The sequence below is a fragment of the Pseudomonas sp. GD03862 genome (genome assembly GCF_029840855.1).
Classification (GTDB): Bacteria; Pseudomonadota; Gammaproteobacteria; order Pseudomonadales; family Pseudomonadaceae; genus Aquipseudomonas; species Aquipseudomonas alloputida.
Genome location: NZ_JAOCDI010000001.1, coordinates 131593 through 144163 on the forward strand (window position 1 = coordinate 131593; position 12571 = coordinate 144163).

General features: G+C 64.0%; 12 protein-coding genes and 1 pseudogene. All 13 read left to right on the forward strand.

The genetic code is table 11. The annotated features are described in order from the left end of the window. Positions 1 to 7: 7 nt before the first annotated feature. Positions 8 to 799, forward strand: coding sequence for a 2-(1,2-epoxy-1,2-dihydrophenyl)acetyl-CoA isomerase PaaG (gene paaG / locus N5D53_RS00615; RefSeq protein WP_104961642.1), 792 nt, complete (start codon positions 8 to 10; stop codon positions 797 to 799). 2 nt (positions 800 to 801) lie between these two features. Continuing rightward, entirely contained in the window at positions 802 to 2319 is a 1518-nt protein-coding gene (gene paaH, locus N5D53_RS00620; RefSeq protein ID WP_190869227.1) for a 3-hydroxyacyl-CoA dehydrogenase PaaH, read from the forward strand. Then, positions 2312 to 2752, forward strand: coding sequence for a hydroxyphenylacetyl-CoA thioesterase PaaI (gene paaI / locus N5D53_RS00625; protein ID WP_190869228.1), 441 nt, complete (start codon positions 2312 to 2314; stop codon positions 2750 to 2752). Before paaH ends, paaI begins: the two co-directional genes overlap by 8 nt. Continuing rightward, entirely contained in the window at positions 2745 to 3965 is a 1221-nt protein-coding gene (gene pcaF, locus N5D53_RS00630) for a 3-oxoadipyl-CoA thiolase (protein ID WP_190869229.1), read from the forward strand. Before paaI ends, pcaF begins: the two co-directional genes overlap by 8 nt. Before the next feature lie 121 nt (positions 3966 to 4086). Continuing rightward, entirely contained in the window at positions 4087 to 5406 is a 1320-nt protein-coding gene (paaK, locus tag N5D53_RS00635) for a phenylacetate--CoA ligase PaaK (RefSeq protein ID WP_029615400.1), read from the forward strand. A gap of 198 nt (positions 5407 to 5604) precedes the next feature. After that, positions 5605 to 6594, forward strand: a complete 990-nt coding sequence (gene paaA, locus N5D53_RS00640) for a 1,2-phenylacetyl-CoA epoxidase subunit PaaA (RefSeq protein ID WP_010954157.1) — start codon at positions 5605 to 5607, stop codon at positions 6592 to 6594. A 25-nt stretch (positions 6595 to 6619) separates the two neighbouring features. Further along, complete coding sequence (gene paaB, locus N5D53_RS00645; RefSeq protein ID WP_004374528.1) at positions 6620 to 6901, forward strand: 1,2-phenylacetyl-CoA epoxidase subunit PaaB; 282 nt, start codon at positions 6620 to 6622, stop codon at positions 6899 to 6901. Between the two features lie 8 nt (positions 6902 to 6909). Further along, positions 6910 to 7668 carry a 1,2-phenylacetyl-CoA epoxidase subunit PaaC gene (gene paaC, locus N5D53_RS00650; RefSeq protein WP_020190806.1) on the forward strand — a complete coding sequence of 253 codons (759 nt, stop codon included), beginning with the start codon at positions 6910 to 6912 and terminating at the stop codon, positions 7666 to 7668. Then, entirely contained in the window at positions 7655 to 8188 is a 534-nt protein-coding gene (gene paaD, locus N5D53_RS00655; RefSeq protein WP_021784705.1) for a 1,2-phenylacetyl-CoA epoxidase subunit PaaD, read from the forward strand. The genes paaC and paaD overlap by 14 nt, the downstream gene beginning before the upstream one ends. Before the next feature lie 15 nt (positions 8189 to 8203). Further along, positions 8204 to 9280: a 1,2-phenylacetyl-CoA epoxidase subunit PaaE gene (gene paaE / locus N5D53_RS00660; RefSeq protein ID WP_104961645.1), complete on the forward strand. Its 1077-nt coding sequence runs from the start codon at positions 8204 to 8206 to the stop codon at positions 9278 to 9280. A gap of 152 nt (positions 9281 to 9432) precedes the next feature. Further along, positions 9433 to 9741 (forward strand): DUF485 domain-containing protein, encoded by a 309-nt coding sequence (locus tag N5D53_RS00665; protein ID WP_004374508.1) that lies wholly within the window; start codon positions 9433 to 9435, stop codon positions 9739 to 9741. Further along, positions 9738 to 11300 (forward strand): annotated as a pseudogene (locus N5D53_RS00670) (cation acetate symporter); the annotation flags it as partial. The gene N5D53_RS00665 and the pseudogene N5D53_RS00670, both read left to right, overlap by 4 nt. Before the next feature lie 36 nt (positions 11301 to 11336). Further along, entirely contained in the window at positions 11337 to 12569 is a 1233-nt protein-coding gene (locus N5D53_RS00675; RefSeq protein WP_190869230.1) for an OprD family porin, read from the forward strand. The last annotated feature ends 2 nt before the right edge of the window (positions 12570 to 12571 follow it).

The window sequence follows — 12571 nt, forward strand, 5'->3', positions numbered from 1 at the left end:
GTCTGTCATGACTTTCCAGCACATCCTGTTTTCCATCGAGGACGGCGTTGCCTTCCTTTCATTGAACCGCCCCGAGCAGCTGAACAGCTTCAATACGGACATGCATCTGGAGGTGCGCGAAGCGCTCAAGCAAGTGCGCCAAAGCAGTGACGCGCGGGTGCTGCTGCTGACGGCTGAAGGCCGCGGCTTCTGCGCCGGACAGGACCTGTCCGACCGCAACGTTGCCCCAGGCGCCGAAATGCCTGACCTGGGCCAATCGATCGACAAGTTCTACAACCCGCTGGTGCGCACCCTGCGCGACCTGCCTTTGCCGGTGATCTGTGCGGTCAACGGCGTGGCAGCCGGTGCCGGTGCCAACATTCCCTTGGCCTGCGACCTGGTGCTGGCCGCCCGCTCGGCCAGTTTCATCCAGGCCTTCTGCAAGATCGGCCTGGTGCCGGACTCCGGCGGTACCTGGCTGCTGCCGCGCTTGGTCGGCATGGCCCGGGCCAAGGCGCTGGCCATGCTGGGCGAGCGCCTTGGCGCTGAACAGGCCGAGCAATGGGGGCTGATCTACCGCGTGGTGGATGATGCCGCGCTGCGTGATGAAGCCCTCACCCTCGCCCGCCACCTCGCCGCCCAGCCCACCTACGGCCTGGCACTGATCAAGCGCAGCCTCAATGCCAGTTTCGACAACGGTTTTGAGGCGCAGCTGGAGCTGGAGCGCGACCTGCAGCGCCTGGCCGGGCGCAGCGAGGACTACCGCGAAGGCGTGAACGCCTTCATGAACAAACGCACGCCAGCCTTCAAGGGGCGCTGAACATGGGCGCACTCGCAAGCAATGTGCAGGTGGCGGTGATTGGTGCCGGCGCCATGGGCGCCGGTATCGCCCAGGTCGCGGCCCAGGCCGGTCACCCCGTCAAGCTCTACGACAACCGCCCGGGTGCTGCCGCCCAGGCGGTGACGGGTATCGATCGCCAACTGACCCGGCTGGTGGACAAAGGAAAGTTACTGGCCGCTGAACGCGAAACGATCAATGCCCGCCTGTGCCCGGTCGATACACTCGAAGCCTTGGCAGATGCCGGCCTGGTGATTGAAGCCATCGTCGAAAACCTGCAGGTGAAGCAGGCGCTGTTCAGTCAGCTCGAAACCCTGTGCGCGGCCGACTGTATCCTTGCCAGCAATACTTCGTCACTGTCCATCACCAGCCTCGCCGCTGGCCTTGAACGCCCGCAGCACGTGGTCGGTATGCACTTCTTCAACCCGGCACCGCTGATGGCGCTTGTCGAGGTGGTATCGGGCCTGGCAACCGACCCTGCAGTCGCCGCATGCATCTACGCCACTGCCCAGGCCTGGGGCAAGCAGCCGGTCCATGCGCGCTCTACACCGGGCTTCATCGTCAACCGGGTAGCGCGGCCGTTCTATGCCGAAAGCCTGCGCCTGCTGCAGGAAGGTGCCGCCGACTGCGCCAGCCTGGATGCGCTGATGCGTGACGCGGGTGGCTTTCGCATGGGGGCGTTCGAGCTGACCGACCTGATTGGCCATGACGTCAATTACGCTGTCACCTGTTCCGTATTCGATGCTTTCTATGGCGATTTCCGCTTCCAGCCTTCGCTGGTGCAGAAAGAACTGGTGGACGCCGGTCACCTGGGGCGCAAGACCGGCCAAGGCTTCTATCGCTATGCCGAAGGCGTCGAGCGCCCGCAGCCGGCCGAACTGCACAGCTCCTCCCGCGCAGAGGCCTGCGTTGTCGAGGGCAACCTGGGGGTGATGCAACCGCTGGTCGAGCGCCTTCGCCAAAGCGGTATTGCCGTGACCCAGCGCGCCGGTAGTGGCCTGATCCAGGTGGGCGACGCCACCCTGGCCCTGTCCGACGGCCGCCTGGCTAGCCAACGTGCCCGTGAGGACGGGCTGCGCAACCTGGTGCTGCTCGACCTTGCGCTGGACTACAGCAGCGCCACGCGCATTGCCATCAGCTGGTCAGCGGATACCTGCGACAGCGCCCGTGACCAGGCCGTAGCCCTGCTGCAGCGTGCCGGCCTGAAAGTGACCGGTGTCGCCGACCTGCCCGGCCTGGTGGTACTGCGCACCGTGGCAATGCTTGCCAACGAGGCCGCCGATGCGGTGCTTCAGGGCGTCGGCAGCGCCGCCGACATCGACCTGGCCATGCGCGCCGGCGTCAATTACCCCTGCGGCCCGCTGGCCTGGGCGGCGAACATCGGTATTGCCCATACCCTGCGCGTGCTCGACAACCTGCAGCGCAGCTATGGCGAGAGCCGCTACCGCCCTTCCCTGTTGTTACGCCGCTGTGAAGCCAAAGGAGGCACCCTACATGACTGAAGTGGAACTGGCACAAGCCTGTGCCGACGCCATGTTCGCCCGCGACCCGGCCACTCAGGGCCTGGGTATCAGCCTGCTGGATGCCGGCCCGGGCCGGGCCAGCCTGCGCATGGCGGTACGTGCCGACATGATCCAGGGGCATGGCACCTGCCATGGCGGTTTCCTGTTCGCGTTGGCCGATTCGGCGTTCGCCTTCGCCTGCAATAGCTACGACCAGGCCACGGTGGCGCTGGGCTGCACCATCGACTACCTGGCCCCGGCACTGCGCGATGACGTGCTCACCGCCCACGCCAGCGAAGTCAGCCGCAAAGGCCGCACCGGCCTGTACGACGTGCGCATCGACAACCAGCGCGGTGAGCTGGTGGCGATGTTCCATGGCAAATCCTACAGAGTGCGCGGCACCGTGCTGGCACAGGAGACGCAAGATGAATGAACCGACTCACGCCGATGCCTTGATCATCGACGCCGTGCGCACCCCCATTGGCCGCTATGCCGGGGCCCTGAGCAGTGTGCGCGCCGACGACCTGGCGGCTATCCCGCTCAAAGCCTTGATCCAGCGCCACCCCGAACTGGACTGGAAAGCCATTGATGACGTTATCTTCGGCTGCGCCAACCAGGCCGGCGAGGACAACCGCAACGTGGCTCACATGGCGAGCCTGCTGGCCGGGCTGCCAGTCGAAGTACCAGGGACCACGATCAACCGCCTGTGCGGTTCCGGCCTTGATGCCATCGGCAATGCGGCACGTGCCCTGCGCTGTGGTGAAGCAGGGCTCATGCTGGCCGGTGGTGTGGAATCCATGTCGCGTGCGCCGTTTGTGATGGGTAAGTCGGAGCAGGCATTCGGGCGTGCGGCCGATCTGTTCGACACCACGATCGGCTGGCGTTTCGTCAACCCGCTGATGAAGGCCGCCTACGGCATCGATTCGATGCCGGAAACGGCCGAAAACGTGGCTGAACAGTTCGGCATCTCGCGCGCCGATCAGGATGCCTTTGCCCTGCGCAGCCAGCACAAGGCTGCAGCCGCTCAGGCCCGCGGCCGCCTGGCGCGGGAAATCGTGCCGGTCGAAATCCCGCAGCGTAAAGGCCCGTCCAAAGTGGTCGAGCATGACGAGCACCCACGCGGCGACACCACGCTGGAGCAGCTGGCTCGGCTCGGCACGCCGTTTCGTGAAGGCGGTAGCGTAACGGCCGGTAATGCCTCCGGCGTGAATGACGGCGCTTGCGCCCTGCTGCTGGCCAGCAGCGCCGCGGCCCGCCGCCACGGCCTGAAGGCGCGCGGGCGCATCGTCGGCATGGCTGTGGCCGGGGTTGAGCCCAGGCTGATGGGCATCGGGCCGGTGCCTGCGACCCGCAAGGTGCTGGCGCTCACCGGTCTGGCACTGGCTGACATGGATGTCATCGAACTCAACGAGGCCTTTGCCGCCCAGGGGCTGGCCGTGTTGCGCGAGCTGGGCCTGGCCGACGACGACCCGCGAGTCAACCGCAACGGCGGTGCCATCGCCCTGGGCCATCCCCTGGGCATGAGCGGTGCCCGGTTGGTGACCACTGCCTTGCACGAGCTTGAAGAAACGGCCGGCCGCTACGCCCTGTGCACCATGTGCATCGGCGTAGGCCAAGGCATTGCCATGATCATCGAGCGCCTCTGAGCGGTTCAGACCCTGCGCTTGTTACCGAACTGAACGCAGCCGTATATGCTGCCTCCATGACACTCACCGCGTGGCCTGCAACCGCTGGCGCGCGGCGTACAAGAACAATTCGAGTGAAGCCATGAACATGTACCATGATGCCGATCGTGCCCTGCTGGACCCGATGGAAACCGCCAGCGTCGATGCCCTGCGCCAGCACCAGCTGGAGCGTCTGCGCTGGAGCCTGAAGCACGCCTACGACAATGTGCCGTTGTACCGCCAGCGCTTTGCCGAGTACGGCATCCACCCTGATGACCTCAAGTGCCTGGAAGACCTGGCGAAGTTCCCCTTCACCGGCAAGAACGACCTGCGCGACAACTACCCCTACGGCATGTTTGCCGTGCCCCAGGAAGAAGTGGTGCGCCTGCATGCCTCCAGTGGCACCACCGGAAAGCCGACGGTGGTCGGCTACACCCAGAACGATATCGACACCTGGGCCAATGTGGTTGCCCGTTCGATTCGTGCGGCCGGCGGGCGCAAAGGTGACAAGGTGCATGTGTCCTACGGCTACGGGCTGTTCACCGGCGGGCTCGGCGCGCACTACGGTGCCGAACGCCTGGGCTGCACCGTGATCCCCATGTCCGGTGGCCAGACCGAAAAGCAGGTGCAGCTGATTCGCGACTTCCAGCCCGACATCATCATGGTCACCCCGTCCTACATGCTCAACCTGGCTGATGAAATCGAGCGCCAAGGCATCGACCCGCACGACCTCAAGCTGCGCCTGGGCATTTTTGGTGCCGAGCCATGGACCGACGAGCTGCGCCGCTCGATCGAGCAGCGTCTGGGCATCAATGCCCTCGATATCTACGGCCTTTCGGAAATCATGGGGCCCGGGGTGGCAATGGAGTGCATAGAGACCAAGGACGGCCCGACCATCTGGGAAGACCACTTCTATCCCGAAATCATCGACCCTGCCACCGGCGAAGTGCTGCCGGATGGCCAACTGGGCGAGCTGGTATTCACCTCGCTGAGCAAGGAGGCATTGCCGATGGTGCGCTATCGCACCCGCGACCTCACCCGGCTGCTGCCGGGCACCGCTCGGCCGATGCGGCGGATCGGCAAGATCACCGGCCGCAGTGACGACATGCTGATCATTCGCGGGGTCAATGTGTTCCCGACTCAGATCGAGGAACAGGTGCTAAAAATAAAACAGCTTTCTGAGCTTTATGAGATTCATCTGTATCGCAATGGAAATCTGGACAGTGTCCAGGTGCACGTGGAGCTGCGTGCAGAGTGCCAGCACCTTGACGAGGGCCAGCGCAAGCTGGTTGTCGGGGAGTTGAGCAAACAGATCAAGACTTACATCGGTATCAGCACCCAGGTGCACCTGCAGCCCTGCGGCACGCTCAAGCGCTCCGAGGGCAAGGCGTGCCACGTGTTCGACAGACGGTTGGCCAGCTGACCCATTCGGCTGCCATTTCGGCCCCGGCATTGTCCGGGGCCTTTTTTTGCCTGCGTTCTGCCGGGCACGCGCTGCTGCCCGACAGCCCTCTTGGCTGTAAACGTGATACACAAATCTTACTTGATACACATAAAAGTGTTTGACGTTATGTTTTGTATCGCTTACAAATGACTCATGCCTTAGCAGGAGTCGCAGCACATGTACGCACAGCTAGTGGAAACCGGAGTCAAGCGCATCAAGTCGCTGGAAGAGATGTCCCCCGAGGAACGCAACTTCCAGGAAAAGATCGACGCCGAAATCAAGATCGAAGCCAAGAACTGGATGCCCGAGGCCTATCGCCAGACCCTCATCCGGCAGATCTCCCAGCACGCCCACTCTGAAATCGTCGGCATGCTGCCCGAAGGCAACTGGGTCACCCGTGCCCCCAGCCTCAAGCGCAAACTGCAGCTGATGGCCAAGATTCAGGACGAAGCCGGCCACGGCCTGTACCTGTACAGCGCCATGGAAACCCTGGGGGCTGACCGCGACGAAGAAATCGCCAAACTGCACAGCGGCAAGGCCAAGTACTCGAGCATCTTCAACTACCCCACCCTCAGCTGGGCCGACATGGGCGCTGTGGGCTGGCTGGTGGACGGCGCCGCCATCGTCAACCAGGTGGTACTGCAGCGCACCTCTTACGGCCCCTACTCCCGCGCGATGATCCGTATCTGCAAGGAAGAGAGCTTCCACCAGCGCCAGGGCTACGAAATGCTCCTGACCATGATGCGCCAGGGCACCCAAGCCCAGCGCGACATGGTTCAGGACGCCATCAACCGCCTGTGGTGGCCGGCGCTGATGATGTTCGGCCCGAGCGATGAACACTCGCCCAACAGCGCCCAGTCGATGGCCTGGAAGATCAAGCGCCAGACCAACGACGAACTGCGCCAGCGCTTCATCGACCAGACCGTGCCGCAGCTGGAACTGCTTGGCTGCACTGCGCCTGACCCTGAGCTGAAGTGGAACGCCGAGCGCGGCCACTACGACTTCGGCGAAATCCAGTGGGACGAGTTCTACGAAGTGATCAAGGGCAATGGCCCATGCAACCTGGAGCGTGTCGCCACCCGGCGCAAGGCCATCGAGGACGGCGCCTGGGTACGCGAGGCCGCAGTGGCCTATGCGCGCAAGCAACAGAACAAGAACGCCGCCTGAGCGGCGATAGATGCGGAGATCGAAAATGTCTGTCTGGACCCTCTACGAAGTGTTCGTGCGCAGCAAGCACGGCCTTAACCACAAGCACGTCGGCAGCGTGCACGCCGCCGATGCCGCCATGGCCATCGAGAATGCCCGCGAGCTCTACACCCGCCGTAGCGAAGGTGTGAGCCTGTGGGTGGTGCCTTCGGCGCTGATCACCGCCTCCTCCCCCGACGAGAAAGACCCGCTGTTCGCCCCCTCGGACGACAAGGTCTATCGCCATGCCAGCTTCTACGAGCTGCCCGACGAAGTCGGACACATGTGAGGTGGGCCATGCATAAAGAAGCCCTTATCCCCTACCTGCTGTTGCTCGGCGACAGCGCCCTGGTCCAGGGCCAGCGCCTCTGCGAATGGTGTGGCCGTGCCCCGGCCATCGAGGAAGAGCTGGCCCTGATGAACGTCGGCCTCGATCTGGTCGGCCAGGCCCGCAACTGGCTGGAGTATGCCGCCGAGCTGCTCGACGATGGCCGGGATGCCGATGCCCTGGCGTTCCGCCGTGACGAGCGCGCCTACCGCAACCTGCTGCTGGTCGAGCAACCCAACGGTGACTTTGCCGTCACCATGACCAAGCAGTTCCTTTACGACGCGTGGCACTTCGCCGTGCTCCAGGGGCTGGTCGAGTCCAGCGACGCGCGAATCGCCGGTATTGCCGCCAAGGCCCTGAAGGAAGTCACCTACCACCTGCGCCGGTCCAGCGAATGGGTACAACGTCTGGGCGGTGGTACCGATGCCAGCCGCCAGCGCATGCTCGCCGCTATCCCGGTACTGTGGCGCTTCACCGTTGAACTCACCGCTGGCAGCGACAACGAAGTCCGTCTGGCCGAATGCGGTATCGGCGCCGATCCCGCTACCGTCGGCGCCACCTGGCTGAAGCAGGTCGCCGCGACGTTTGCTTCGGTCGAACTGCCGCTGCCCAAGGCCGCCAGCCACTTCTATCTGGATGGCCGCAAAGGCCTGCACACCGAGCATCTGGGCCTGCTGCTGGCCGAAATGCAGTTCCTGCCAAGGGCCTACCCCGATGCAACCTGGTGAACTGATTGCCGGCGACCGCGGCGCACGGGCACAGCAAGGCGACGACCTGACCCGCGCCTGGGCGGTATTGGGCCAGGTCATGGACCCTGAAGTGCCGGTGGTCAGCGTGGTCGACCTGGGGATCGTGCGCGACGTCGATTGGCGCGCCGGCCACCTGCACCTGGTGGTCACCCCGACCTATTCTGGCTGCCCGGCCACCGAAGTCATCGAAGGGGATATCCGCCAGGCGCTGGAGCAAGCCGGTTTCACCGCGCCAGACCTGGAGCGTCGGCTGACCCCGGCCTGGAGCACCGACTGGATCACCGAACTGGGCCGCGAGCGCCTGCGCGCTTATGGCATTGCGCCGCCGCAAGGCAGCGCCAGCAAGCGCAGCCTGCTCGGCGAAGCCCCCCAGGTGTGCTGCCCGCAATGCGGCAGCGCCCATACCGAATTGCTCAGCCAGTTCGGCTCCACGGCCTGCAAGGCGCTGTACCGCTGCCGCGAGTGCCTGGAGCCATTCGACTATTTCAAATGCATTTGAGCCGTGGAGACCACCATGAGCCAGTTTCACAGCCTGACCATCAAGCAAGTGCGCAATGAGACCCGTGATGCGGTATCGATTGCCTTCGATGTGCCCGAGCACCTGCAGGACCAGTTCCGCTTCACTCAGGGCCAGTACCTGGTCATGCGTACCCAGCTGGACAACGAAGAAGTCCGCCGCTCCTACTCCATCTGCAGCGCCGTGCAGGACGGCGAGCTGCGCGTGGCCGTCAAGCGCGTGCCGGGCGGGCGCTTCTCGGCGTTTGCCAATGAAGTGCTCAAGGCCGGCCAGCAACTGGAAGTGATGCCGCCATCGGGGAGCTTCTTCGTGCCACTGGACCCGGCTCGCCAAGGCAACTATCTGGGGGTAGCTGCCGGCAGCGGCATCACCCCGATACTGTCGATCATCGCCACTACGCTGGCCAGCGAGCCGCACAGCCGTTTCACCTTGCTGTACGGCAACCGCTCCAGTTCGGGGGCGCTGTTCCGCGACAAGCTCGAAGACCTGAAAAACCGTTACCTCGACCGCTTGAACCTGATTTTCGTGTTCAGCCGTGAACAGCAGGACGTCGACCTGTACAACGGCCGCATCGACGCCGACAAATGCGGCCAGCTGTTTTCGCGCTGGCTGGACGTTGCCGGGCTGGACGCGGCATTCATCTGCGGCCCGCAGGCGATGACCGAGACCGTGCGTGACAGCCTGCAGGCCAACGGCATGGCCAAGGAACGCATTCACTTCGAGCTGTTCGCCACCGCCGGCAGCGAGGCCCGCCGCGAAGCCCGTGAGGCGGCACGCCAGGTGGATTCGGCGCTTAGCCATATCACCGTGATCAGCGACGGCCGGGCACTGAGCTTCGACCTGCCGCGCAACACCCAGAACGTGCTGGACGCCGGCAACGCCATTGGCGCCGAGCTGCCCTACTCGTGCAAGGCCGGCGTGTGCTCCACCTGCAAGTGCCGGGTGATCGAGGGCGAAGTGGAGATGGACAGCAACCATGCCCTCGAAGACTACGAAGTGGCGGCCGGGTATGTGCTGTCGTGCCAGACCTACCCGGTGAGTGACAAGGTGGTGCTTGATTTCGACCAGCTGTAGACCGAGGCGACTGCTTCGCGGGTAAACCCGCTCCTACAGGGCCTGCGCAGGGCCTTAGGGCGGCATCCTTACCTGCGAAGAGGGCCTGAGCAGCAACGCAATACCCCGCGTGACCTCAACACAACAATTACAAAACCAAGAGATCGCTTGCCATGACACCCGAACGCATAGAAAGCATCGCCAACCACCCCGACTTCCAGCACCTGGTGCGGCGCAAACGCCGCCTTAACGGCAGCCTGACCCTGGCCATGCTGGTGGTCTACTACGGCTTCGTCCTGCTGGTTGCGTTTTCGCCCAGCACCCTCGGCCAGTCCCTCAGCGGCGGCGTGACCACGGTCGGCATGCTGGTGGGCGTGCTGATGGTGCTGCTGTCCTTTGCCCTGACCGGCATCTACGTACACCGCGCCAACAACGTGCTCGACCCGCTCAACGACAAGGTCAAGCAGGAGTGCGCACAATGAACTGGACAGCCATTTCGATGTTCATGGTGTTTGTCTGCTTCACCCTGCTGGTCACCCGCTGGGCTGCCCTGCGCACCCGCTCGGCCAGCGACTTCTACACCGCCGGCGGCGGCTTGAGCGGCATGCAGAACGGCCTGGCGATCGCGGGCGACATGATCAGTGCCGCTTCGTTCCTGGGCATTTCCGCGATGATGTTCATGAACGGCTACGACGGCCTGTTGTATGCCCTCGGTGTCCTGGCGGGCTGGCCGATCATCCTGTTCCTGATTGCCGAGCGCCTGCGCAACCTGGGCAAGTACACTTTCGCCGACGTGGTCAGCTACCGGCTGGCGCAAACCCCGGTGCGCTTGACCTCGGCTTTCGGCACCCTGGTGGTGGCGCTGATGTACCTGGTGGCGCAAATGGTCGGCGCCGGCAAGCTGATCGAGCTGCTGTTCGGCATCAGCTACCTGTACGCCGTGATGCTGGTCGGTGTGCTGATGGTTGCGTATGTCACCTTCGGTGGCATGCTCGCCACCACCTGGGTGCAGATCATCAAGGCGGTAATGCTGCTGTCGGGCACCAGTTTCATGGCCTTCATGGTGCTCAAGCACTTCGGCTTCAGCACCGAGGCCATGTTTGCCAGTGCCGTGGCCGTGCATGCCAAGGGCCAGGCGATCATGGCGCCAGGCGGCTTGTTGTCCAACCCGGTGGACGCCATTTCCCTCGGTTTGGGCATGATGTTCGGTACCGCTGGCCTGCCGCATATCCTGATGCGCTTCTTCACTGTCAGTGATGCCAAGGAAGCACGCAAGAGCGTGTTCTACGCCACCGGTTTCATTGGTTACTTCTACCTGCTGCTAATCGTTGTCGGCTTTGGCGCCATCGTCATGGTCGGCACCGAGCCGTCCTACCGCGACGCCACTGGCGCCATCATCGGTGGCGGCAACATGGTCGCCGTGCACCTGGCCCAGGCCGTCGGTGGCAACCTGTTCCTGGGTTTCATCTCTGCCGTCGCCTTCGCCACCATTCTGGCTGTGGTCGCTGGCCTGGCGCTGTCCGGCGCATCGGCCGTGTCCCACGACCTGTATGCCTGCGTGATGCGCAAAGGCAAGGCTACCGAGCAAGAGGAAATGCGCGTGTCACGCATTGCCACGCTGGTCATCGGCCTGCTGGCGGTGATCCTGGGCCTGATGTTCGAGTCGCAGAACATTGCCTTCCTTTCCGGCCTGGTGCTGGCGGTGGCCGCTTCGGTCAACTTCCCGGTGCTGCTCCTTTCCATGTTCTGGAAAGGCCTGACCACCCGCGGCGCGGTGTGCGGCAGCATGGCCGGGCTGGTCTCGGCGGTGCTGTTGGTGGTGCTGGGCCCGGCGGTGTGGGTCAACGTGCTGCACAACGAAACGGCGCTGTTCCCCTACAGCAACCCTGCGCTGTTCTCCATGAGCCTGGCCTTCCTCAGTGCCTGGGTGTTCTCGGTTACCGACAGCTCCGAACGTGCCGTTGAAGAACGGGGTCGCTACCTGGGCCAGTTCATCCGCTCCATGACCGGTATCGGCGCGGCTGGCGCCAGCAAACACTGACTGCAAGGACGAACAGACATGTCGGGTAAAACAACAATGAACCGCACACACTTCATGTCAGCCGCCTGGCTGGCCACCCTCGCCCTGCCCATGCCCGCGCTGGCCGACTTCATCGGCGACAGCCATGCACGCCTGGAGCTGCGCAACCACTACATCAACCGTGATTTCCGCCAGAGCAACGCCCCGCAGGCCAAGGCCGAAGAATGGGGCCAGGGCTTTACCGCCAAGCTGGAATCGGGCTTCACCGAAGGCCCGGTCGGCTTTGGCGTGGACGCCCTGGGCCAGTTGGGCATCAAGCTCGACTCCAGCCGCGACCGTCGCAACACCGGCCTGCTGCCTTTTGGCCCGAACAGTCACGAACCGGTCGACGACTACAGCGAGCTGGGCCTGACCGGCAAGGTTCGCGTGTCCAAGAGCACCTTGCGGCTGGGCACCTTGCAGCCGATCCTGCCGGTGGTGGTGTACAACGACACCCGCCTGCTGGCGTCCACCTTCCAGGGTGGCCTGCTCACCAGTCAGGACCTCGATGGCCTCACCTTCAATGCCGGACGCCTGACCAAGGCCAACCTGCGTGACTCCTCTGGCCGCGACGACATCGGCTATGGCGCTGCCAGCAGTGACCACCTGGACTTTGGTGGTGGCAGCTACGCCATCACCCCGCAAACCACGGTCAGCTATTACTACGCCAAGCTCCAGGACATCTACCGTCAGCAGTTCGTCGGGCTGATCGACACCCGCCCACTGGCAGAAGGTGTGAGCCTGCGCAGTGACCTGCGCTACTTCGACAGCCGCAATGACGGTGCCGAGCGTGCCGGCAACATCGACAACCGTAACTTCAACGCCATGTTCACCCTGGGCGTGCGGGCGCACAAGTTCACCGCCACCTGGCAGCAGATGTCCGGTGACAGCGCCTTCCCGTTCGTCAACGGCGGCGACCCGTTCACCGTCAACCTGGTCACCTACAACACCTTCACCCGCGCCGGGCTGGACTCTTGGCAAGTGCGCTACGACTACGACTTCGTTGCCATGGGCATCCCCGGCCTGAGTTTCATGACCCGCTACACCGACGGTCGCCACGCGGAAACTGCCACCGTGACCAATGGCCGCGAGCGCGAGCGCGACACCGACATCACGTATGTCATCCAGAGTGGCCCGCTCAAGGACGTCAGCCTGCGCTGGCGCAATGTCACCTTCCGCTCCGGCAACGGCCTGACCAACGCCGTGGACGAAAACCGCCTGATCATCGGCTACACCCTGGCGCTGTGGTAACA